The organism is Acinetobacter sp. YH12106 (genome assembly GCF_013418995.1).
Classification (GTDB): domain Bacteria; phylum Pseudomonadota; class Gammaproteobacteria; order Pseudomonadales; family Moraxellaceae; genus Acinetobacter; species Acinetobacter pseudolwoffii.
Genome location: NZ_VPAV01000004.1, coordinates 106,896 through 131,313 on the forward strand (window position 1 = coordinate 106,896; position 24,418 = coordinate 131,313).

At 42.6% G+C, this 24,418-nt stretch carries 22 protein-coding genes; 16 read left to right on the forward strand and 6 right to left on the reverse strand.

The genetic code is table 11. The annotated features are described in order from the left end of the window. Positions 1–3 precede the first annotated feature (3 nt). From FTU45_RS05715 to FTU45_RS05760, 10 genes are all read left to right on the forward strand, one after another. On the forward strand, positions 4–876 hold the full coding sequence (locus tag FTU45_RS05715; RefSeq protein ID WP_180076089.1) for a hypothetical protein: 873 nt from the start codon (positions 4–6) through the stop codon (positions 874–876). A gap of 449 nt (positions 877–1,325) precedes the next feature. After that, positions 1,326–5,801, forward strand: a complete 4,476-nt coding sequence (gltB, locus tag FTU45_RS05720) for a glutamate synthase large subunit (RefSeq protein ID WP_180076090.1) — start codon at positions 1,326–1,328, stop codon at positions 5,799–5,801. Positions 5,802–5,874: 73 nt separating this feature from the next. Next, entirely contained in the window at positions 5,875–7,296 is a 1,422-nt protein-coding gene (locus tag FTU45_RS05725; RefSeq protein WP_180076091.1) for an FAD-dependent oxidoreductase, read from the forward strand. A 184-nt stretch (positions 7,297–7,480) separates the two neighbouring features. After that, positions 7,481–8,071, forward strand: coding sequence for a LemA family protein (locus FTU45_RS05730; protein WP_180076092.1), 591 nt, complete (start codon positions 7,481–7,483; stop codon positions 8,069–8,071). A 30-nt stretch (positions 8,072–8,101) separates the two neighbouring features. Beyond that, a complete protein-coding gene (locus FTU45_RS05735) occupies positions 8,102–9,148 on the forward strand; it encodes a YgcG family protein (RefSeq protein WP_180076093.1) in 1,047 nt (348 codons plus the stop codon). Beyond that, a complete protein-coding gene (locus FTU45_RS05740) occupies positions 9,142–9,702 on the forward strand; it encodes a TPM domain-containing protein (RefSeq protein ID WP_180076094.1) in 561 nt (186 codons plus the stop codon). Before FTU45_RS05735 ends, FTU45_RS05740 begins: the two co-directional genes overlap by 7 nt. 210 nt (positions 9,703–9,912) lie before the next feature. Beyond that, a complete protein-coding gene (locus FTU45_RS05745) occupies positions 9,913–10,395 on the forward strand; it encodes a pilin (protein ID WP_180076095.1) in 483 nt (160 codons plus the stop codon). A gap of 53 nt (positions 10,396–10,448) precedes the next feature. After that, positions 10,449–11,642, forward strand: a complete 1,194-nt coding sequence (locus tag FTU45_RS05750) for a serine hydrolase (RefSeq protein WP_180076096.1) — start codon at positions 10,449–10,451, stop codon at positions 11,640–11,642. A 180-nt stretch (positions 11,643–11,822) separates the two neighbouring features. Next, entirely contained in the window at positions 11,823–12,557 is a 735-nt protein-coding gene (gene tfpZ / locus FTU45_RS05755) for a TfpX/TfpZ family type IV pilin accessory protein (protein WP_180076097.1), read from the forward strand. 85 nt (positions 12,558–12,642) lie between these two features. Next, positions 12,643–14,280, forward strand: coding sequence for a PglL family O-oligosaccharyltransferase (locus FTU45_RS05760; RefSeq protein WP_180076098.1), 1,638 nt, complete (start codon positions 12,643–12,645; stop codon positions 14,278–14,280). A gap of 48 nt (positions 14,281–14,328) precedes the next feature. Here FTU45_RS05760 and bfr read toward each other — a convergent pair whose 3' ends face one another. From bfr to FTU45_RS05775, 3 genes are all read right to left on the reverse strand, one after another. After that, positions 14,329–14,793: a bacterioferritin gene (bfr, locus tag FTU45_RS05765; RefSeq protein WP_180049914.1), complete on the reverse strand. Its 465-nt coding sequence runs from the start codon at positions 14,791–14,793 to the stop codon at positions 14,329–14,331. Between the two features lie 225 nt (positions 14,794–15,018). Further along, positions 15,019–15,213: a bacterioferritin-associated ferredoxin gene (locus FTU45_RS05770; RefSeq protein WP_004732422.1), complete on the reverse strand. Its 195-nt coding sequence runs from the start codon at positions 15,211–15,213 to the stop codon at positions 15,019–15,021. Between the two features lie 218 nt (positions 15,214–15,431). Beyond that, positions 15,432–15,815, reverse strand: coding sequence for a RidA family protein (locus tag FTU45_RS05775; RefSeq protein ID WP_004787096.1), 384 nt, complete (start codon positions 15,813–15,815; stop codon positions 15,432–15,434). A gap of 131 nt (positions 15,816–15,946) precedes the next feature. Here FTU45_RS05775 and FTU45_RS05780 point away from each other — a divergent pair, with 131 nt between their 5' ends. Next, positions 15,947–17,008, forward strand: coding sequence for an RNA-guided endonuclease TnpB family protein (locus FTU45_RS05780; protein ID WP_180076099.1), 1,062 nt, complete (start codon positions 15,947–15,949; stop codon positions 17,006–17,008). Positions 17,009–17,081: 73 nt separating this feature from the next. Here FTU45_RS05780 and FTU45_RS05785 read toward each other — a convergent pair whose 3' ends face one another. From FTU45_RS05785 to gmk, 3 genes are all read right to left on the reverse strand, one after another. After that, the gene (locus FTU45_RS05785) at positions 17,082–19,187 is read right to left on the reverse strand and encodes a bifunctional (p)ppGpp synthetase/guanosine-3',5'-bis(diphosphate) 3'-pyrophosphohydrolase (protein WP_180076100.1); all 2,106 of its coding nucleotides are present in this window, start codon (positions 19,185–19,187) and stop codon (positions 17,082–17,084) included. Between the two features lie 218 nt (positions 19,188–19,405). Next, complete coding sequence (gene rpoZ, locus FTU45_RS05790; protein ID WP_004650579.1) at positions 19,406–19,687, reverse strand: DNA-directed RNA polymerase subunit omega; 282 nt, start codon at positions 19,685–19,687, stop codon at positions 19,406–19,408. A gap of 76 nt (positions 19,688–19,763) precedes the next feature. Further along, the gene (gene gmk / locus FTU45_RS05795; RefSeq protein ID WP_180076101.1) at positions 19,764–20,387 is read right to left on the reverse strand and encodes a guanylate kinase; all 624 of its coding nucleotides are present in this window, start codon (positions 20,385–20,387) and stop codon (positions 19,764–19,766) included. Between the two features lie 134 nt (positions 20,388–20,521). Here gmk and ispH point away from each other — a divergent pair, with 134 nt between their 5' ends. From ispH to FTU45_RS05820, 5 genes are all read left to right on the forward strand, one after another. Continuing rightward, a complete protein-coding gene (gene ispH, locus FTU45_RS05800) occupies positions 20,522–21,472 on the forward strand; it encodes a 4-hydroxy-3-methylbut-2-enyl diphosphate reductase (protein ID WP_180076102.1) in 951 nt (316 codons plus the stop codon). Between the two features lie 165 nt (positions 21,473–21,637). Next, positions 21,638–22,123: a GspH/FimT family pseudopilin gene (locus tag FTU45_RS05805; protein ID WP_180076103.1), complete on the forward strand. Its 486-nt coding sequence runs from the start codon at positions 21,638–21,640 to the stop codon at positions 22,121–22,123. Next, positions 22,123–22,668 carry a type IV pilus modification protein PilV gene (gene pilV, locus FTU45_RS05810; RefSeq protein WP_180076104.1) on the forward strand — a complete coding sequence of 182 codons (546 nt, stop codon included), beginning with the start codon at positions 22,123–22,125 and terminating at the stop codon, positions 22,666–22,668. The genes FTU45_RS05805 and pilV overlap by 1 nt, the downstream gene beginning before the upstream one ends. After that, positions 22,668–23,639 (forward strand): PilW family protein, encoded by a 972-nt coding sequence (locus FTU45_RS05815; RefSeq protein WP_180076105.1) that lies wholly within the window; start codon positions 22,668–22,670, stop codon positions 23,637–23,639. The genes pilV and FTU45_RS05815 overlap by 1 nt, the downstream gene beginning before the upstream one ends. Further along, positions 23,640–24,410 carry a pilus assembly protein gene (locus FTU45_RS05820; protein ID WP_180076106.1) on the forward strand — a complete coding sequence of 257 codons (771 nt, stop codon included), beginning with the start codon at positions 23,640–23,642 and terminating at the stop codon, positions 24,408–24,410. Positions 24,411–24,418: the final 8 nt, after the last annotated feature.

The window sequence follows — 24,418 nt, forward strand, 5'->3', positions numbered from 1 at the left end:
TTTATGACAGCATTACACACTCCTTGGCAAAAGGTTCAGCACTATTTCTGGCTGGTCTGTGGTGTATGCTGTCTATTTGCAGCCTTGATCTTTTGGGCCATTACTGATTCAGATGCTGTAATTGAAGTGGAAAAAAAGCCAGAAACTAAAGTTCAATTACAAATTCAGCCGGAAAAAGTAGCGACAATGACCCATCTTGGTGCACTTTCTGACGAGGTCAAACCCCTCGATTTGAATACCCGCACCATTGTAAATGCCAATCATGAGCCAGAATTTCGCGGCACCAAATTTGTTCATGAGGCGAAAAAACAGCATGCGATTGAATTATTTCGCGTCAGCAATGAAGCCATTCTCAAAAGCTTTCTTAAAAAACAGCCAGATCGTAAGCCTTTTATTTATCTAAGAATATCCGGTGAAAATCAGCCAGAACAATATGTGCTGCTGTATGGTCAGTATAAGACCGCCGCCGAAGCCAATCAGGCCTTATCTACATTGAATTTAAATTTGCCTGCTTCAGTGAAGCCTGAAGTGGTGCAAATCCAGCAGTATGTCGGTCTAGTGAATAATCTGGGTTCAGAGGAGTTGGCAAGCAATCAAAAGCTGTATGAGATTCGCTTGAAAAACGTACCTTTACCGAAGGTAGATGAATCTGTACGACTCAGACAGCAAACTCGGGCTGAGGTTAAACCGCGTAGTTCGGATGCGACCACCAGTACCACAATTGTGCGTCGTGATGCCGCTGGCAATGTGCTCGATGTACAGAAATCCGAAAGCGCTGTGGAAGGTGCTCCGCAACCACAAAACAATACTAATCGACCGAACCAAGGGGGGAATTCCCGTCCTCAAAACAATGAGATTAGTGATCCTTTTAACTAATCCGTTCTAAAATAGCGCACCAAAAAAATGACCTAATTAGAAATGTGCGCTTTTGGTGCAAAAAATACACATTAAAAATAACCAGTATCCCTGTAATCCTTATTAAAGCTTTGTCATCTGTATGGTTTTAATTTATGTGCTATTTATTGGCATGTAATTTGCTTTATTGGTGCATGGATTGAATTAATCTCCCTGTTTTAGCGCGAAAAATGATTCGATGACAACCTATGAATGTCATATTTATTCCTGATTTTTATGTTATTCATCAGCAAAATAAACTTTATTTTTTATGCATTCGGTCTGAAAAAGGACTAGTCTGAAGAAATAAAGATAAAAAGATTTTGCTCTAGCAAGACGGTCTTCGAAAGTCCATTACACGCAGCGCAGAGAAGAATTTAGATTGTTTAACAGCCTATAAGGCTTCGTGAAAAGAAGGGTACGCTATGCACATGCCATCGCCTAATAATGTAGCTCCCGCTCAAGGTTTATACCAACCGGATGAGTTTAAAGATAACTGTGGTTTCGGTTTAATTGCCCATATGCAGGGTGATGCAAGCCATGATCTCGTCAAGACCGCGATTCATAGTCTGAGTTGTATGACCCACCGTGGTGGTATTGCCGCGGATGGTAAGACTGGGGATGGTTGTGGCCTGCTGTTGGCGATGCCGAAAAAGTTCTTTCGTGAAGAAGCAAAACGCTTAAGTGATACAACTTTAAGTGAAGTCTTTGCTGTCGGTTCGGTGTTCCTAAATCTTGATCCTGCGCTTGCTGCACATGCCAAACAGGTTTTAAAAAAAGAAATTGAAGCTGAAGGTCTCATTGTTCTGGCTTGGCGTGTGATTCCAACCCATGTCGATGCACTGGGTGAAATTGCCTTGCAATCGATGCCGGCATTTGAACAGATTATTGTCAATTGCCCGATGGGCGTGACCGAGGTTGAATTTAACCGTAAGTTATTCCTGGCGCGTCGTCGCGCAGAACAATTGCTGCTGAATGATACCTCTTTCTATGTCACCACTTTATGTTCAACGGTCATCAGCTATAAAGGCTTGATGATGCCGGAAGCGATTGCAGACTTTTATACCGATCTGGCTGATGAACGTCTAGAATCACATATCGTGGTGTTCCATCAGCGTTTCTCGACCAATACTTTGCCACGCTGGCCGTTGGCACAGCCGTTCCGTTATCTGGCGCACAATGGTGAAATCAACACCATTACGGCCAACCGTAACTGGGCCATGGCGCGTGTGCCAAAATTTGAAAATCCCTTATTGCCGGGTTTAACTGAACTAAAACCGATTGTGAATCGTACCGGTTCGGATTCTTCAAGCCTGGACAATATGCTGGAGATTCTGGTCGGTGGTGGTATGGATCTGTTCCGTGCCTTACGTATGCTGGTTCCGCCTGCGTGGCAGAACGTGGAAACGCTTGATGCGGACTTGCGTGCTTTCTATGAATTCAACTCGAAACATATGGAAGCCTGGGATGGCCCGGCAGGTCTGGTAATTCAGGATGGCCGTCATGCGATTTGTATGCTGGATCGTAATGGTTTACGTCCGGCACGTTGGGTGATTACCAAAAATGGCTACATCACATTGGCATCGGAAATTGGGGTCTGGGGTTATCAACCTGAAGATGTGATTTCTAAAGGTCGTGTTGGCCCCGGCCAAATGCTGGTGATCGATACGCAAACCGGCAAGGTACTGGATACACAAGATGTGAATCATCATTTAAAACGTATGCGTCCATACCGTGAATGGTTACGTGAAAACTCTGTGCGTTTGCAAGGTAGCCCCGAGCTGGAAGAATATTTATGTGAGCAAGGCTTAAAAGGCGATGGCCTGAAAGCGGCCCAAAAAATGTTCATGGTGACCTTTGAAGAACGTGACCAGTTATTGCGTCCAATCGCGGAAAGTGGTCAGGAAGCTGTGGGATCCATGGGTGATGATACGCCCATGGCAGTATTGTCACGTCAGGTGCGCCATGTTTCGGATTATTTCCGTCAGCAGTTTGCGCAGGTGACCAACCCGCCAATTGATCCACTGCGTGAATCGATCGTGATGTCACTGGAAACCTGTTTAGGCCGTGAACAGAACGTGTTTGAACAGGGGCCTGAACATGCTGACCGTCTGATTATTTCCAGTCCGGTTCTTTCAAACTCGAAAATGCATCAAATTCGTACCTTGGGGCGTAAAGGTTACGAAATTGCGGACATCGACCTGAACTATACTGAAACTGAAGGTTTACAAGCCGCAATTCTGCGTATTTGCATCGAGGCTGCACAAGCGATTCGTGATGGCAAAACTTTACTGATGCTTTCAGACAAGAAAATCCGTGAAGGCCACTTGCCAGCCAATGCCTTTATGGTGACCGGTGCGGTGCATCATTACTTGATTAATACTGGTTTGCGTACCGATGCCAACCTGATTGTTGAAACCGGTTTTGCCCGTGATCCACATCAGTTCGCAGTGCTTCTCGGCTTTGGCGCAACCGCGATCTATCCGTATCTGGCTTATGACGTGATCAATGATCTGGTCGCCAAAGGCGAGCTCTTGGGTGATCCAATCTATGCACAAAACAATTTCCGTAAAGGCATTGAAAAAGGCTTACTGAAAGTTCTATCTAAAATGGGAATTTCGACGGTAGCCTCTTACCGTGGCGGTCAGTTATTTGAAGCAGTCGGTCTATCGAATGAAGTGGTTGATACATGCTTCATTGGTGTGCCGAGTCGTATTCAGGGTGCGACCTTTGTTGACCTTGAAAATGACCAGAAACAGTTGGCGGATCTTGCCTGGAAAAACCGTAAACCCATTGATCAGGGTGGTTTGCTGAAGTTTGTCTTTGGCAAGGAATATCATGCCTTTAATCCAGATGTAATCAACTCGCTGCATAAAGCAGTGCGTTCAGGTAACTACGCAGATTTTAAAGAATATGCCGAACTGGTGAATAACCGTCCGATTGCCACCATTCGTGACCTATTCAAGCTGAAAACTGATAATTCAATTGCACTGGATCAAGTGGAGTCAGTGGAAGAAATCTTGCCACGTTTTGACTCTGCGGGTATGTCGCTCGGTGCATTGTCACCTGAAGCGCATGAAGCGATTGCGATTGCCATGAATACCATTGGTGGTCGTTCAAACTCGGGTGAGGGCGGTGAAGATCCTGCACGTTATGGCACCATCCGTAACTCGAAAATCAAACAAATTGCATCGGGCCGATTTGGTGTGACGCCTGCGTATTTAACATCGGCAGAAGTCCTGCAAATTAAAGTCGCGCAAGGTGCAAAACCAGGTGAAGGTGGTCAGTTGCCGGGTGGTAAAGTGAATGGTCTGATTGCCCGTTTACGTTACTCTGTACCGGGTGTCACGCTTATTTCGCCACCTCCGCATCATGACATCTATTCAATCGAAGATTTATCACAGTTGATCTTTGATTTAAAACAGGTTAACCCACAGGCGATGGTGTCAGTTAAGCTGGTTTCTGAACCGGGTGTCGGTACGATTGCGGCAGGTGTAGCAAAAGCCTATGCTGACTTCATTACCATTTCTGGTTATGATGGCGGTACAGCGGCTTCTCCACTTTCTTCAATTCATCATGCAGGTTCACCGTGGGAGCTGGGTCTTTCTGAGGCGCATCAGGCTCTTCGTGTCAACGACCTGCGTGGAAAGGTTCGCGTACAAACCGATGGTGGTTTAAAAACCGGTCTGGATGTGGTCAAAGCCGCGATTTTAGGGGCTGAAAGCTTTGGTTTTGGTTCAACGCCAATGATTGCACTCGGTTGTAAATACCTGCGTATCTGTCACCTGAACAACTGTGCAACCGGTGTGGCAACCCAGCAAGACCATTTGCGTCAAGAGCATTATATTGGCGAGCCACAAATGCTGATCAACTTCTTCACCTTTATTGCTGAAGAAACCCGTGAATGGTTGGCAGCTCTGGGGGTATCGCGTCTAAAAGACCTGATTGGCCGGACAGATTTATTAGAAGTCTTGCCGGGTGAGACCGCCAAACATGCGCATCTGGATTTGAGTAAATTACTGGAATCCCATCCTGCTGCGGAAGGTAAAGCGCAGTATTGCCAAGTTCAAGGCAATGCGCCATTTGATAAAGGGATTCTGGCAGAGAAAATGGTGGCGGAAATCCTGCCTGCGATTGAAGCCGGAACAGGCGGTGAGTATCACTTCTCGATTGGTAACTGTGACCGTTCGATTGGTGCGCGTTTATCCGGTGAAATTGCCCGCCGTTATGGCAACCTGAGCATGGAAAATCATCCGGTGAAAGTACACCTGAACGGTACTGCAGGTCAGTCGCTCGGTGTCTGGAACGCCGGTGGTCTGCACATCAGCCTTGAAGGCGATGCCAATGACTATGTCGGTAAAGGCATGGCCGGTGGTCGCATTTCGATCTTCCCGCCAAAAGGTTCACCATTCCAGACCCAAAATACCGCGATCATTGGTAACACCTGTCTCTATGGTGCCACTGGCGGTAAGTTATATGCCGCGGGTACGGCAGGCGAGCGTTTCGCGGTGCGTAACTCGGGCGCATTCGCGGTCATCGAAGGTGCTGGCGATCACTGCTGTGAATATATGACCGGTGGGATCGTGACCGTGCTGGGTAAAGTCGGGCATAACTTCGGGGCGGGTATGACCGGTGGTTTTGCTTATGTACTTGATCTGGATAATGACTTCGTTGATCATTATAACCACGAACTGATTGAGCTGAATCGTATTTCCACCGAAGCGATGGAGGAGCATAAAGCCTTCCTGGGTCGCATTTTGGATGAACATATTAAAGAAACCGGTAGTGCTTGGGCGTACAAGATCCGCCATGAGTTTGATTTCTATAGCCGTAAGTTCTGGTTGGTAAAACCAAAAGCAGCCAACTTGCAAACGCTGTTAAAAACAACTCAAGCTGATCCACAATAATTCCACGACCAACAGATATATAGGCAGAGGTAAGGCAACTGTGAAGTCCTTACCTCTAGCCACGGAGAGAGACATGGCTGAACGCCTACATAATGACTTTCAATTTCTGGATGTCGCACGCCAAGATCCAGAGAAAAAAGAGCTTGATGTCCGCAAAGCAGAATTTGTAGAAATTTATAAACCGTTTACTGCGGAAATTGCTGCGAACCAGACCCATCGTTGTTTAGGTTGTGGTAACCCCTATTGTGAATGGAAATGTCCGGTACATAACTATATTCCCAACTGGTTGAAACTGGTGGCTGAAGGGCGTTTGTTTCAGGCGGCTGAACTGTGTCACCAGACCAATACCTTGCCGGAAGTCTGTGGTCGTGTCTGTCCGCAAGACCGTCTCTGTGAAGGGGCCTGTACCCTGAACGATGGTTTCGGCGCGGTCACCATTGGCAATGCTGAAAAATATATCAACGATACCGCCTTTGCTTTGGGCTGGCGTCCAGACATGTCCAATGTAAAATGGACAGATAAAAAAGTTGCGATTATTGGTGCAGGTCCTGCGGGTCTTGGCTGTGCGGATATTTTGGTTCGTGCAGGGGTAAAACCTATCGTGTTTGATAAACGTCCGGAAATTGGTGGTTTGCTGACTTTTGGTATTCCAGAATTCAAGATGGAAAAAGATGTGATGAAACGCCGCCGTGAAATTTTCACCGGTATGGGCGTGGAATTCCGTCTGAATACTGAAATTGGCACCGATATCACCATCGACCAGTTACTTGCCGATTATGATGCCGTGTTTATGGGCATGGGCACCTATACCTATATGAAAGGTGGCTTTGCCGGTGAAGATCTGGAGGGGGTGTATGACGCGCTAGATTTCCTGATTGCCAACGTCAACCGCACCCAAGGCTGGGAAAAAGAGCCAGCTGAATACATCAGTGTACAAGGCAAAAAAGTCATTGTGTTGGGCGGTGGTGATACAGCGATGGACTGTAACCGGACTTCGATTCGTCAAGGTGCTGAGACAGTAACTTGTGCTTATCGTCGTGATGAAGAAAACATGCCGGGTTCACGCCGTGAAGTACAAAATGCACGTGAAGAAGGGGTGGAATTTCAATTCAACCGTCAGCCAATCGAGATTGTTGGTGAAAATGGCAAAGTGACTGGCGTGAAATTTATTACTACTCAGCTAGGTGAGCCAGATAGCCGTGGTCGCCGTAGCCCAGAGCCGATTCCGGGTTCAGAAGAAATTCTTCCGGCGGATGCAGTCCTGCTTGCTTTCGGTTTCCGTACTAGTCCAGCAGATTGGTTCACCGATGTCGAGATTAATCTGGATGGTTCAGGTCGTGTCGTTGCTGCTGAACAGCAGCAATACAAGTTCCAGACCTCAAATCCGAAAATCTTTGCCGGTGGTGACATGGTTCGTGGATCTGACTTGGTCGTGACAGCCATCTGGGAAGGTCGTCAGGCCGCAGAAGGGATTCTGGATTATCTGGATATCTAATAGTTAAAGATCAACGGATATTATTCAAGAACACCCGCTACGGCGGGTTTTTTCATCTTCGATAATTTTTAATTTTAAAGTGTGAAGCATTAAAAAGATTATAAAAAGTAACAAAACTTTAGAAAATACTGTTTAAAATCAAATTAATTAAATCAATATCAATAAATAATTGAGGATAAACATCATGCGTCTATTAAAACAATCTTTAATAACCCTGATGCTGGCCAGTACTTTGACCCTCACAGGATGTGGCTATAACACTTTGCAGGTAAAAGATGAAGCGGTCACCGCGTCATGGTCTGAAGTGCAAAACCAGTATCAGCGCCGTGCCGACCTGGTGCCGAATCTGGTCAATGTGGTCAAAGGCTATGCCGCGCATGAAGAGCAGGTATTAACTGAGGTGACCCAAGCGCGTGCCAATGTTGCCGGTCTGAAAGTAGATCGTGAAGTACTGGAAGATCCTGAATTATTCCAACGCTATCAGGACGCGCAGTCGCAAATGACCAGTGCCTTATCGCGTCTTTTGGCGGTGACTGAAAATTATCCAGACCTGAAAGCCAATCAGCAGTTCCGTGATTTGCAGGTACAGCTGGAAGGCACTGAAAATAGAATTGCCGTAGCACGTAACCGTTATATCACTACGGTTCAGGACTTTAACTCTTATGCACGTCAATTCCCGCAAGTGATGACCGCCAAAGTAATTGGTATGGATACCAAACCAAACTTTAGTGCCGAGCAAAGTGCCCAAAAAGCTCCAACGGTTTCCTTTGAATAATGACTGACTTGTAAATAAGCGAGAAATCAGATGTCTGAGATGCTGCTGAAATACTGTGCCGGGTTGCTCCTCATGTTGGGCATGGGGATGGTAGTGCCTGTGTCAGCAGAAACAGCCACAGCTACGGATACTGAAGACGTCATTGTAGCCCGTGAAATATTGCAAAATCCGGCTGCGACTAATTCTCAAACAGCTCAAACGGCTACTGAAACAGCCTCAGCCCAACAGCCACAAATTGCCAATGATATGGCTGAAGGCCAGATTCAGCGTGATTTACCCAGTCTGAATGAACCGGTGATTGATCAGGCCAATATACTCAGTCCAGCTGAAAAGCAGCAACTTAGTCAGCGTATTTTAAACTTGCATAATGCTGGTAAAGGCCAGGTTGGTGTCGTCATTGTTCCCACCACGGGACAGGAAGACATTTTTGATTATTCCATGCGGATAGCCGACGCCTGGCAGCTCGGTTCGGCCAAACGGGATAATGGCTTATTGATGACCATTGCCATCAATGATCGTCGCATTCAGATCTTGACTGGTTATGGGCTGGAAGGGGTGCTGCCCGATATCGTGGCAGGCCGTATTATTCATGACACCATCACGCCGTATTTTAAACAGGGTCAGTATGCTCAAGGGATTGCTGCAGGTCTGACTGAAATAGAACGGATTTTAAATCTGGATCCTGAAATTGCAGCACAGGCGGCAGATGAGCTGAAAGAGCGTCAGGAACAGGCTTATCAGGCACAAAAAGCCAGCAAGGCGACGTTCAGTAGTGTGCTGTTTATTATTGTCGCAGGTGTCGTGGGATCTATGATTTTCGGCAGAAAACTGAGCGCTGCGACTGCCGCAGTTGCAGGGACTGCTGCCGGTCTGGTAAATGGCATGGGGTTGCTTGCAAGTTTAATGATTGGTGCAGGTATATTCTTTTTATTGATCACCTCGCTTGCGCAACTGATTTTACATGCCTTTATGGCAGGTGGTGGCCGCGGCGGTAGTGGTCGTGGTGGTTTTGGGGGCGGCGGCTTCGGCGGTGGCGGTGGTGGATTTGGTGGGGGAGGAGCATCAGGCTCATGGTAACAACAACAGATACGACAGAAATTGTCACGCGGCCGAAGCTGGAAGAGCATGCGCAGCCGAGCTTTAAGCGCTGGCTCAAGCATTTCTTTTATATGCCGGCCACCAAGCGTTCTTTTTCCAAGCAGGATCAGCATGCGATTGCAGTGGCGGTGGAAGAAGCTGAGCATGGACATGTAGGGGAAATTCAAGTCGTGATTGAGGGCTGTCTACCTTCACGATCTGCCTATTATCAGGATACTTTATGTCGTGCCCGACAGTTATTTGCTGAAATTGGGGTTTGGGATACCGAATATAATAGTGGTGTACTACTTTATCTGAACCTCTGCGAGCACAAGGTTGAAATTGTGATTGATCGTGGAATTAAGAATGCCACGACCCAACAAGTCTGGGATGAAATCTGCCAAAATATTATTCAGCATTTAGTCCAGCAGAAGTTTAAAGAAGGTGTAATTGAAGGCGTGAAACAAATTGGGAAAGTTTTAGATCAGTACTATGATCGTAAAATAGATGATTTAGAAAATGAATTAGGGAATAAACCGATTATATTGGGGTGAACTATGTCAACTAATTGACAATTTTTGTCAGTTAGTTACACAAAATAAAACACAAGAATTACAAAAATAAAAATATTTTTTTAAAGTGCTGTTTTTTCTCTCAATTTTATTATAATAAAACTTGGCACAGTTAGTGCTAAATATAAAATAAGCTAAATGAGCTTTTTCTTTAGGCTTATAAATAAACAAAAAACATTTGTGGAGAATGTTATGAATACAGTACAAAAGGGTTTTACCCTTATTGAATTAATGATTGTTGTAGCGATCATTGGTATTTTGGCTGCAATTGCGATTCCGCAATACCAAAACTATATTGCTAAATCACAAGTTAGCCGTGTGATGGGCGAGTTGAGTTCTATTAAGACGACTGTGGAAGCTTGTATTCTTGAAGGTAAAACAATTCCTGTGGCTACTAACAATGATGTTACAGATGCTGATACAGATTGTGTGCTTGGTGTTACCGCTTCAAATCTTTTAGGTGACGCAGTAGAAATTTATTCTGGTTTAGAAGTTGAAATGCCAGCAGATGCAGCAGGTGAAGGTAATATCATTGGTACATTTAATAATTCTGCAGCAACAGCTATTAAAACTCAAACATTAACATGGAACCGTGATGTCGAAGGTTCTTGGACTTGTTCTACCAGTGTTGAAGCAAAATTTGCTCCAGCGGGTTGTCCTTCTACAGCTGAATAATATAAAAGTGGAAGGTTGAAATTTTCAGCCTTCCATCTATCTTATGTGGTTTTATGAATACCCAGCAGTTCTTTGTTAAGACTATAATAATTGTTTTATTGTTCTCAGTTACTTTTATTGCAGTTCATTTTATTCTTATAGACCGTTTGAAGTTTTGGAGACTGATTTATCCACTACAAGGACAGCTTGCAATATGGAATATTCATTGTAGTAGCAATGCACCAGTATGGATGAAAGACAGTTTAAAATATATTATAAAAAAACAAAAAAACCTATCCAATCAAATCGCCTATATAGATACTAAAAATCAAGTATATACTTGTCAGAGTGGCTGGCAAGGTACAACTTTTTTTTCTAGTAACTTAAACGAAAATACACGCTTTCGGTATGCAAGCTTAACTAAACTTATTACTAGTGATGCGGTGGTAGATCAAGTGAATCAAGGTAAAATACATTTAAATACACCTATGATTAACTTATTTCCTGAATTAGAAAAACAAAAGTTTGAAGACCCTCGTATACAAAAGATTACTCTTGCAAATTTATTGGAACATCGTTCGGGTTTTAACCGTATGCGTAGTGAAGATGTCGTATTTTCGCTCAAAAAAAAATCGTGGTGTCCGTATAATTTAACAGAACTTAGCAAGCTAAAATTAGATTTTGAACCAGATCAGCGTTATGCCTATGATAATCGTAATTATTGTTTATTAGGGGCAGTACTGGAGCGTGTTGGGAAACAAGATTATAGGTCATATATTCAACAACATTATTTAATTAGTGAAAAAAATATAAAATTTGTTGATGGCTATTATTATCCAGATGAGGTGAAATACGATTTTAGAAATAATGATTTTTGGATGGAGTCTGAAGACAACAGATTTGACTTTGTAGCGCTTTCATCTTCTGCTGGACTGTCTGGTAGTGCTAAACAATTGGCTCTGCTAATGAATAAAATGCTAAGCTCTGAACCGTACAATATCTTGTCTATTCAGCCTGATACTTTAAAGCATTGCAATATTGAAGAGTTCAAATCATGTAATGGTTATGCGATGTGGCAATATCGTACAAGTTCTGATCAGCCTGTAATGTATTTTAGAAATGGCGGTTTACCAGCAGTAACCTCTTTGGCGATGGTGACTGCAAAGAATGAAATTGTTGTATGGTTGGGGAATGGGGCATCTTTATATAATGAAGGATATGATGAAAATCTTTTAGAAAAATATTTTTATAAGGTTTTGAATGACTGAGAGGTCTTGTTTGTGAGGGTAATACTACTAACTTAAGTAATCTATGATTTTAGAATACAAAATATTGTCTAACTTTTTATTTAGTAGATCTTAATTAATTTCATCTAATATCGAGCCTTAATTCATGTCAATATATAAGATTTCAGTAAATTGAATATTGCTAAAAGATGAGCTTACATCATGTCTAAACGCCAGAATTTTTTTCTAGGTCACTTACTTATTTCTGTATTAATTGCTCTGGCTGCATTGGCTTTAGTATTTTTTGTTTGGTATCCATCTCCGCTTGCAACAGCAGCAGGTGTGACCTGTATTTTTTTAATGTTGTTGGTTATAGATGTAATTTTAGGGCCTTTGCTTGGTTTGCTGGTCTATAAAGAAGGTAAAAAAACCTTAAAAATGGATTTGATGGTTATTATTTTAATTCAAATCGCGGCATTAAGTTATGGCCTGTATAGCATTGCACAAGCGCGCCCTGTATGGATTGCATTCAATCATGACCGTTTTGAACTGGTGCGTAATAATGAATTAAAAACTGAAAATATTATGCATGCACAAGCACAATATCAACAACCAACATGGTTGCAGCCACAATATGTTGCTGTAAAGCCGGCTGATGATCCGCAAGAACGGCAAATTGAGCAAATGAGTGCAATGTTGAATGGCATATCATTAGCTCAATACCCAGAACGATATATCGCAATTGATCAGGCTAAAACGCAAATTCAAAGTCAAGTACGTGATTTATCACAATTGAAGCAATGGAATGATGAAAAAAAGATCCAAGCGGTTTTTGGTCAGCATCCACAGGCAAATAGTTGGTTACCACTTGAAACTTATGGCTTGGCTATGGTCGTTTTAATCAATAAAGAAAAAGCTGAAGTGGTCAAAATCGTTGACCTGCGTCCGTGGGAATAAAGCAGCTTTTTGCTATGCAAAGCAGATTACCTCAAATCTACTTTTTTGTTTATTATGTGCCAGACTTCCACTGCTTGATATTTCCATGAAATTCACGCTTGCCCTTATCGCAGCAATTCTGATCTCCCTGGCATGGCTCATGCCTATTCATTACCGCCCGTGGGTGACGTACACAGGTGAGCTGTACGCATTTTTTGCCTTATTTGCTTTGGCTGCAATTTTTCTCAAAGAAAAACTCAAAATTCCAGCAATCAGTTTGCCATTGCTGTTACTGGCCTGTATTCCTTTAGCCCAATTTCTTCTGGGACAAGTATTTTTCTTCAGTACCGCCATGATGGCAGCGATTTATGTGTTTAGTTTCTGGCTAGCGAGCGTCTTGGGCTATAACTTGTCTATAGGGAAAAATAACAGGGAAAAAACCTTTACCCATTTAAGCTATGTATTCTTGGTGTCAGGCACCATTACAGGCTTAATTGCCTTGTGTCAGTGGACGAATCTGGATTCAGTCTTACCGGGTATGGTCAATATCAGTGGCAATCAGCGGCCTTATGCCAACTTTGCTCAACCCAATAATATGGCAACTTTTTTGGTCATGGCATTGATGAGTTGTCTTTACTTATATGAAAAGAAAAAAATCCAGAGCAAATGGCTATTTACCTGCGCTGCTGTGATTGTCATGGGAGTGGCGTTAAGTCAGTCACGTACTGCCTGGGTCGCTGCCATCGCGATTATGCTATATCTGGCATTTTATCAATATAAAGGTATTATCCGCCTAAAATGGTATTACAGCACAGCGTGGTTCATTTTTTTTATTTCCTGTATTGTGGCTTTTCCATTACTCAGTCAGCTCGCTGCACAAGTAATGGATACGGACGTCGTACAAAGCAGGGATGTGGTATCTCGTGCTACCGGAGATATGTCGCGTATTGCGATCTGGCAGCAAATGCTGGCAGCGATTCAGGCACAACCTTGGTTTGGCTATGGTTGGTATCAAACTAGCGCAGCGTTCGTTTCAGTTAGCGATACTGTACAAGGCCCGGTGTGGATCCGTAGTGCGCATAATTTTATTATTGATTTCCTGATCTGGAATGGACTGATCATCGGTCTGCCTTTCTTGGCATATTTTGGTTATTTAGGCTTTCAGTTACAGCGCTGGGTGAATACTCCAGAGTCTGTGATTGGGATTCTGATGATCGGGGCATTTGTTACGCATGCCATGTTTGAGTTTCCACAACATTATGCCTATTTCCTGTTACCAGCCGGTTTCATTCTAGGTACGGTCTTGGCGCAGAATCCAAAAATTAAAACGGTTACGTTGCCTTCGATATGGATGAAACTGACTTTCAGCCTTGGATTGATCTTATTGCTCGTGATTTACCGTGATTATGATGTTGCGGTGCCAAAACTCGGACAAAGTATTCGCTATGAAATGCAGCCAGAAAAGATCACTAATGAAAAGCCGATCTATCTATTGACTGAGTTTAACCACCGGATTGCCTGGATTCAGGTCAATCCTTATCGCAAGATGAGCGAAGATGAAATCCATCAATATGAAAAGCTGGTGGTGAGCTATCCAACCAAATACAACTTTTTAAAATATATTCGTTTATTGGCTTACAACGGCTATGTAGATGAAGCACAGCATCAACTTCAGCGTTTAAATACGATTCAGAAAACTGAACTCAGCTATGCAGAAGTGACGCGGGATATGCCTCGCCAATAAGTACAAAAAAAGCCAGCAGATGCTGGCTTTTTGATTTTGAATCAAATCTTAGAGCTGACTTTGAATATAGTTTTCGATACCCACACTTTCAATCAGGTCGATTTGCGTGGTCGTCCAGTCCAGATAGTTTTCTTCTTTTTCCAGAATTTCCTGTAGCAGATCGCGGGTCACATAATCCATTTCCGTTTCAGCCAGTGCCACAGCTTTCTGAATGGTTTCGATATTTTCTTTGACTTTGCGCACATCACAATGCAGTACTTCTTGAGTGTGCTGGCCGATATACAGTTTGCCCAGATGTTGCAGATTTGGCAGACCTTCTAAAAATAAAATCCGTTCAATAATCTTGTCGGCATGCTTCATCTGAACAATGGATTCTTTATATTCTGCCGAGCCCAGTTTCTCAATGCCCCAGTCATTAAACATGCGCGAATGCAGGAAATACTGGTTAATCGCAGTTAGGTGGTGATATAACACCTGATTGAGCTGATTAATCACATCACGATTGCCTTTCATCACATAACTCCATTTGAACCTGATTTATCTTTCTAAGAAAGCGCTCTGACTCATGATAGTAAAGCAAGTCAGGGGGCAATGGCGAGTAATTTATAGAACAGCAAATGAAAATCGCAATCAAATCGATCCAGCTCCAGATCGATGACAATAAAAACCCGCCAGAGTCAGAGGCGGGGGAGGAAGAATGATCTTAGACCATTGGCGTTATCATTATCTTTATTCGGTTTAGGCGGCCACAGCCAGACGGGCCGCAATTTGTGAAACTTCATCACTGATGATCATACGGGCTTCTGGTGCACAGCGGCCACAGCAGGTTCCCAAGTCCAAGATATCGCGCACATCACGATACGTTTCAGCGCCATTTGCAATAGCATCTTTAATGTCTTGATCTGTAATGCCACGGCATAAACAAACGTACATAGGACACAACCACAGTGTTTAAATAAGATAAGTAATATTATTGATAATTGTTATCGTTTGTCAATAAAAATCATTTGAAATAGCTTTTATTGTGATTGGTGATTTAGATAAAAAAATATCACTCAAGCAAAAATCCGATTATTGCTCGGGTTTTTGCTTGAGTGATTTATGATTGCAAACGAAATATAGAAGCTTAGGTGTTACATAAATTTTAAAAATTATTGCTGAATGATGACAACGCCATCCATCTCGACCAGAGCATCTTTCGGCAGGCTGGCAACACCGAGTGCTGCACGTGCTGGATAAGGCTGGGCAAAATATTCACCCATAATCTGGTTCACCAGCTGGAAGTGCGATAAATCAGTCAGATAAATATTCAGTTTGGCGATGTCTGCCAGAGAGCCACCGGCCGCTTCGCAGACGGCTTTTAAATTATCGAATACACGGCGAATCTGTGCCTCAATGCCTTCAACCAGTTCCATGCTGTATGGATCTAAACCTATTTGACCAGATAGATACAGGGTATCGCCCACAAGAATGGCTTGCGAATAGGTGCCAATGGCAGCAGGGGCATTTTCAGTATGGATTACTTGGCGGAACATTAATTTCTCCTTTTATCAAATGGAGCGTAAAACTCTGTCCTTCAGGGCAGAGATATAAGCGATACGACATAAAATGTCGTTGAATTTTTTAAAATCAACACCTTTAATTTAACATGATCTAAAATAAGCTCATGAAAACACTTAAATTACGCATAAAAGACAAACATTGCAAGGTGCTAGACCAATTAGCATCTGAGGTGAACTTTGTTTGGAATTATGTGAATGATTTGAGTTTCAAACACCTGAAAAGAACAGGTGACTTTTTCTCAGCATTTGATATGACTCAATACACAAAAGGAACTTCAAAATTGTGTGGTTTGCATAGTCAAACAGTGCAAGGGATAACAGAAGAATATGTTGATAAAAGAAGACAACACAAGAAAGCAAAGCTGAAATGGCGTGTGAGTAACAAGAAGTCAGCAAGACGTTCGCTTGGTTGGATACCATTTAAAAAAGTAGCGATTAAATATGCTGATGGATATGTGCAATACGGCAAGCAGAAATTTAAGCTATGGGATAGCTACGGCATAAGTAAATACAGCGTGAGAACAGGCTCATTCGTTGAGGATAGTCGTGGGCGCTGGTATGTGTGTCTTGTTGTGGACTCACCTAAACAAGACAAACCAACGGCAACTAAAGCGATTGGTATTGATCTTGGTCTAAAAGACGTTGCCACCTGCTCAGATGGTACTGTAATTTCAAATCCTAAGTTCTACCGTAATTACGAGCAGAAATTAGGGATTGCTCAAAGAGCAAGAAATAAAAAACGTGTACGTGCATTACACGCTAAAATTGCCAATTGTCGTAAAGACCATTTGCATAAAGCAAGCACTCTGCTTGTGAAAGAAAATGCACTGATTGTTGTAGGTGACTTAAGTGCGAGCAAACTTGTAAAAACCAAGATGGCGAAATCTGTTTTGGACACAGGATTTTCAGCACTGAAAACAATGCTCAAGTATAAATGCGAGAACGCAGGGGTATGGTTTGAAGAAGTCAATGAAGCCTATACCACCCAGATCTGCTCGTACTGTAAGAAAATATCAAGCAGTAGTCCGAAAGGTAGGGTTGATCTCGGAATAAGAGAATGGACATGCCAGAGCTGCGGTACAGTCTGGCAGCGGGATTTGAATTCCGCCCTGAACATACTCGCGCTTGGGCATGAGCGTCTAGCAGTAGGAATCCGCTTGCTTTAGCTGGAGGATGTCAACATCAACATACATCATATTCGATCAATTCGGCCGATCAAAGCACTATCGTTTTAAATGATTAACTCGCTTTAGAAGCTTCACTGAAAATGACGGGCTGAGCCAGACGGATAATTCGTGGGAAACCGAAATACATGCGTAAATCCCGGATAATCTTTGCAATCTGTTTACGGTTATGCACCACGATATTGACATAGGTTTTGTCATCCTGAGTACGCACCATTTCCACCCCAGAATGTGCTTTACGGCATTGGTAAATCAGGTCGGAAATCTGCTCGTCATTCATGTTCAGATCAATGCTGAGATAGGCAGTAAAGCTGATATCTTCCAGATCATCAGAAGTCCACTGCAACAACATAATATTTTCTGGATGCTGATGCTGTTCATGCAGCAGGTTGTGGCAGCGCGCACGATGCACAATCAGACCACGACGAGTCAAATGCCCCTGAATTGGATCACCCAGCACAGGATTGCAGCAATGGGCATATTTGACATCGACACCGTCTGTTCCCTGAATCAGACGGTCTGAACTGGCAATATTCTGATGCTGATCTTGGGCAAATAAATGGTTGGCCACCAGTTGCGGTAATAAATCACCGACTGCAATCTGTTCAAACAGCTGCTCTTTAGTCGCAATATGGCGCCATTCCAGCAGGTTTTTCCAGTCTGCTTCAGTCAGATCACGAATGGAGCGATGGAAAAGTTTCAAGGCACGATTCAGTGCTTGCTGACCGACCAGACGCTGTTCGTCCAGATCCTGATCGCGCAAGATATTCTGAATGGCACGGCGGGCTTTCTGGGTGTTGATAAAGCTGAGCCAGTCCGGGTTGGGGGTTGCCAGGACATCAGTAATGATTTCGACCACCTGGCCGCTGACTAGCGGGGTAGAGAGCGGTTTGGTCTCATTGTTAATTTTCGCCCCGATGGCATGGTTGCCCAGGAACAGGCTGGCCGCATAAGCAAAATCAACCGCTGTTGCACCTTGTGGCAATTCGTGTAAATGCCCATGCGGGGTATACACCCAGATCTTTTCCTGATGCAGATAATCCAGTAATTCACTAAAGGTGGTTTTGGCACATTCACCATCGACCAACACGTTCAGATTTTGCATCGAGGCCTGAATTGCAGAACGACAGGCTTGCGGGGCATTTTCACCCAGTACCACACCAAAACGTGCGGCTTTACGCATCAGTTCGGTTTGAATGGTGAGCGATAACGTGGTTTTTTCACCTTTTAAACGCATCATCAAGGACTGGTTGCCACCGGGTAATGGACGGCGAATATGATCTTCATAGCTTTGAATTTTAAAGCTCTGAGTCAGAATTTCTGCCAGACGGTCACAATCTGCAATGCTTTGTAAAATAATTTCAAAGGCATGACTATGGGTCAGCTCTTGCAGGTCAATATCATTTTTAACAAAGTGGCGTAACAGCTCAATATTGTTATTTTTCTTTTTGATTCGACCTTCAATTTTATAGTCTTCTAAGAGGTCATTCAGCTTTTGTTCCCAGATCGCCTGATATTCACAACGTTTTGGCTTGGTTTCTAATAGCGCTGCCTGAACGTTGTTGTACATGTCCAGATCAAGATTCTGATAACACAGATGTTCCAGATTGTCGGCCATTTCATTCATGCCGACAATACGTGCCATCGGCACAAAAATTTCAAAGGTTTCGCGGGCGATACGCGCACGTTTGTCCGGGCGCAGCGCCTCCAAAGTGGTCATGTTGTGATAGCGGTCAGCCAGTTTCACAATAATGACACGTGGGTCCTGTAAGGTGGCTTGCAGGATTTTTCGGAATGACGCGGCTTTATTATATTCTTTATCGCTGGAATGGCTGAGTTTGGTCACGCCATCGACCAGCTCGGCCACGGTAAAACCAAAAGTCTCGCTAATATCATCTTTGTTAAAGTCAGTATCTTCAATAACATCATGCAGCAGGGCGGCCATTAGGGTTTCAGTATCCAGCCGCATATGAGCCAAAATACAGCTTACCGCAATCGGGTGCAGAATATAGGGTTCGCCGCTTTTACGGGTAATACCTTCATGGGCCAGATCTGCATAATCACAAGCCGCAAGCACACGCTCGACTTCGCTTTCATTTAAATACGCGTCGATAATGATATGTAATTGTTGCTTGGCTTGACTGACCTGTGGCCCTGGCATAAAACACCTTTTAAACTGGATTTTCTTACAAACAAAAAACTGAAAGCTCTAATGAAATCGAAATCATAAAGCTTGTCAATTTTTTTCATGCTTAAAAGCAGAAAACCGGGACAAACTCGGGAGCTAACTGTTAAGTTATAACCGTTCTAGCATAAATATAAAAGCCAGAAAACAAAAAAAGCCTAGTTTTAAACTAGGCTTTTTTTCAGGAGGAGGGCTTATTGGAAAGAAAAGCCATCCAGATTAAGGTTGTTTGCAGAAAGTGCAAGGTCCAGACTTGATGTTTGATAGTCCTGATCACGTTGTTTCAAAATATCTTTAGATACATGACCTGCAGCGATTTCACGTAAAGCAACAACAGTCGGTTTGTCATTGTCCCATTCTACAGTTGGTTCAATACCTTGACGTGCCAATTGACGCGCGCGCTTGCTTGCCACTAGTACAAGCTCAAAGCGGTTGTCTACATGGTCTAAACAATCTTCAACGGTGACGCGTGCCATAAGAATTCTCGTTTGAATAATAAATTTTAACAGACTGCACAGTATAAAAGGCTTTGCCTATAGACTCAAGTTTTAATCACTGTTCAGTGGGTGTGATCAGTTGCTGAATCAGTTTTTCATGACGGTTGGCTTGCTGCGACAAGGTTAAACGGTTGGCGATAATGACCGCTTCAAGGTCATGCAGCGCTTTATTAAAGTCGTCATTAATAATGATATAGTCAAAGTTGCTATATTGTTGCATATCTTCTACCGCGCAGCTTAGACGATGTTCAATCACATCCACTGCGTCAGTACCACGGTTAGACAGACGTTCACGCAAGTCGAACTGACTTGGTGGCAAGATAAAAATTTGTTTAGATTCAGGAAAAAGTCGACGGACTTGTTGTGCACCTTGCCAGTCAATTTCCAGCAGCACATCATGGCCTTTGGCCAGTTGTTCTTTAACGGTCGCCTGTGCAGTGCCGTAGTAATTACCGAACACTTCTGCGTATTCAATAAAACCACCTTCATTGACCAGATTTAAAAAATCGTCTTTCTGGGAGAAGTGATAGTGTACGCCATCGAGTTCGCCAGGTCGTTGACCGCGTGTGGTATGTGACACAGAAACGTGAAGGTTGTTGACACGCTCAAGTAGGGCTTTAACAAGGGATGTTTTGCCTGTTCCAGACGCTGCAGAAACGACAAACAAGAGACCCGACATGATATTTTTCCTGATATGATAAAATATCTTCTCTATTTTAGAGTAGACCGGCTTTAAACTAAATAGTTACCAGTCGATTGTTTTACATTTATTTCAATTGAACCGCTAAAAATGGTGTGAGTATTGAGGATTCTATGGAAATTGTTTTAGCCAACCCACGTGGTTTTTGTGCTGGTGTAGATCGTGCTATTGCGATCGTGAACCGTGCCCTAGAATGCTTTAACCCGCCAATTTATGTACGGCATGAAGTGGTACATAACAAGTTTGTCGTCGATGACCTACGTCAGCGCGGTGCAATCTTTGTCGATGAACTGGATGAAGTGCCTGATGACAATATTGTGATTTTTAGCGCACATGGGGTTTCCAAGGCGGTACAGCTTGAAGCCGAACGCCGTGGTTTAAAAGTTTTCGATGCGACCTGTCCGTTGGTGACCAAGGTGCATATCGAAGTGACCAAATATGCCCGTGAAGGCGTAGACGCGATTCTGATTGGTCATGAAGGTCACCCTGAAGTCGAAGGCACCATGGGACAATATGACAAGAAAAATGGTGGTGAAATTTATCTGGTCGAAGATGAAGAAGATGTTGCTGCCTTAACTGTGCATCATCCTGAAAAAGTGGCTTTTGTCACGCAAACGACTTTATCGATTGATGATACGGCGAAAGTGATTGATGCTTTACGCCAAAAGTTCCCGCTGATTCAAGGGCCGCGTAAAGATGATATCTGCTACGCCACACAGAACCGTCAAGATGCAGTACGAGATCTAGCCGAGCGTTGTGATGTTGTACTTGTGGTGGGTTCGCCAAATTCATCGAACTCCAACCGTCTACGTGAGTTGGCAGAGCGTATGGGTAAAGCGGCTTATCTGGTCGATAATGCCGATGAACTCAAACAGGAATGGTTTGAAGAAAATGCTCAGATTGGCGTAACCGCCGGAGCCTCTGCACCAGAAATTCTGATTAAACAAGTCATTCAGCGTTTACAGGATTGGGGTGCCCAAGCACCTAAAGAGCTGGATGGTCGTGAAGAAAATATTACATTTAGTTTGCCAAAAGAGTTACGTATTCCTGTAACTCAGGCATAAAGTGTTAATGACTTAACATTCTGAATTTTTTTAATAATTGACAGATAAATGCTTTTTGGCAATTATCTGTTTTTTTATGCCTTTTATCCTTATTTGTGTTGGTTTTGTAATTTAATTATATATTATTTTTAATAGGGTAAAGTTTGGCGTGCCTTGGGGGGGAGTATGCAGAAAAATAAAGGATTCACATTGATTGAGTTGATTGTGACTTTGGCAATTATCGCAATTATTGCAACGATAGCTGCTCCAAATTTATCCAATTCGATTGAGAAAAGACAAATTGAGCGAACAACTACGGATTTCGAAAAAGCGCTTACACAAGCGCGGTCCGATGCGGTGTTAAGTCGTAAGCAAATAACAATTCATTTAAATGCGACAGGGGAAGATTCTCCAACTGACCGATATTGGACAATTCCAGAAGATGTAACATTAACATTTAATACGGCTAGTTGTGTTGGTAGGAGCTGGAATGTCTCTACAATCTCAGCCTTAACAACGATTGTCTTTTTACCCCAAGGTAATGTAGCAACGTTGCCTACAAATTTAGAAATTAAGTTAGCTCGAGATAGTGTTGAGCGTTTTATTTATTTAACTAATTTTGGACGTGTTGCATCCAATGCAAAATCAGCTTTTGAAGGGAGCTGCACATAATGAAAAAAATGAATCAAACGGGTATCGGCTTAGTTGAAGTTATTGTGGCTCTTTTGCTTCTGTCAATTGGTGTATTAGGCTTTTCGATGTTGCAAATTCGTGCGATGGAAGCGTCCTTGGATGCTTCGAAACGTATACAAGCAATGAATTTAGCACGTGATTTATCTGAACGAATGAGGGCAAATAAACAAGGTTTGTCTAAGTTCACAGTTGGTGAAGATGATAATGAAAAGATCGTTGATGCTTATACTAATGCATTAGACGGTAAATATTATTTAACAAGCTATTCAGCACAATGTGCAAATACATCTAAATGTACTAGTGCTGAATTTGCCGAAGAAGATGTTAATCAAATTTTATTTAGGGCGAATACTTTAGGGATGAAAGTAGCTGTAAATGATTGTCCTGGTGCAGATACTAATAGGAATTGTGTATTTGTCGCATGGGGGGAAACTAATCCTGTTGATGGCAGTTCCGATACAAGTTGTACAAACGAAGGTAGCTTTTTGTCTAGTTCAAAATGTATTGTTTTGGAGGCCTATTAATGAAATATTCCAAAGGTTTTACATTAATTGAATTAATGGTGTCCTTAGTTATCGGGTTAATTGTTATTGGGGCAGCCATGCAGCTGTTTTTAACTGGAAGTATTAATTATAGTTTGCAAAAAAACTTGGGTGAGCTCCAAGATAATGGGAACTTTGGTCTAAATTTTATTATTAAAGACATAAAATTAGCTAATTTAGATGCTGATTTATCGGTAATTAATGATCGGAATAAATATAGCGGTATCGTTTTTACAAGTGTAAAAAGCTATGCGTCTTTAACACCAGAAGAAAAAGAAGTCCAGTCAGCAAACATCCCTTTAACTTTAACGAATTCGACGGTGAATATTGCCAATCTGTCATTAGCCAATGTTGGCCCTAGTAATGTTGGTGATGGTAGTGATCAATTAGTAATTCAATATAAAGTGTTTGATCCAAATAGTTTTGATTGTGAGGGTGGTAGTTTTACTCAAGACGAAATTGATGAAGGTACTTTTGTTGTTCAGCGTTATTACTTACGTCCAGATGGGAAGTCAACTGATTTAGCTTTGGTATGTGATGCAGGGCGTTATAAGACCTTGGTGGCAACAGATAATTTACCTATTGGAATTACTGGCCTAGGTGAAAATAGTCAAATCATCATGCGTCGTGTGGATTATTTTCATGTACTGCTAGGTGTAAAACAAAATAATTCGGATGAGTTTAGTTATATGACTATTGATCAATATATGGGAGTGAATAATGTCTTAACGAAAGATGGTACGCCACGCCCTCGGATTATGTCTATACAGTTAGGTGCTCTGGTACGTGGGTATGACTCAATATCTGGCAATGATGTATTACCAACAGAATTTAGCATTTTAAATAAAAAAGTAACTTTAAGTAATGCAAGTTCAGCAGAAAAATATGCGCGTGAAGTGGTTAGTCAAACTGTAGCTTTAAGAAATGGCTATGGTCTCATGGAGGACCTGTAAATGAAGCAATATCAAAAAGGGGCAACGCTGATTGTTGTGCTGTTTGTGCTTATTTTTATGGTTTTAATAGGGACACTCGCTGTTAAACAGAGCTTAGTGGGTCTAAATGTTGCAACAAATAGTCAAGTGCAAAGTTTAATGCGGCAAACAGCAGATGCCGTTTTTTTCTCACTTGAAAGAGATAATCAAAATTCTGCAATTTTCCAAAAGAACTTAAGTTCATTAGGTTTATTTGGAATGGTCAAATCGGATGCTTTTTTAAATAAAGAATTGGTGTTTTGCTATCGTCCAAAGACGCAGAATCAGGTTTTTAATATTCAAAACGCTAGTATTATTTATCCGACAGGAACTGACGATATTAATAATTCTGAATTAGGTACTACAGGTTTTTGTAAATACACATCAAATGATTACAGTAGTGGTCGTGATTTTATGATTTCACAAGTGGCTGTGAAAAAAAGCAGTTTATCAACAGATGTTCCTTTTAAGTTTTACCCGCTAGGAACCGATGCTTCTACAGTACAACTTGATCAAGTCCAACCAGTACAAATTATCGTAACAACGATTATTCCGGGGGCAGCGAGTGGCTCAGGAACGGGTTGGGCAAGTTTTGATACACAAATAAATAACTGTTTTAAAAATCATATTAATGACAAGTCGACTAAATATCCAGATCAAACGACGGTAGCGGAGTGTTTTAGTGATCTTGGTGTGCCTTATAGCCAACAGGTCATGGATTATGCCGTCATTAGTTATGCGTCGAAAAATTAAGGAATTGG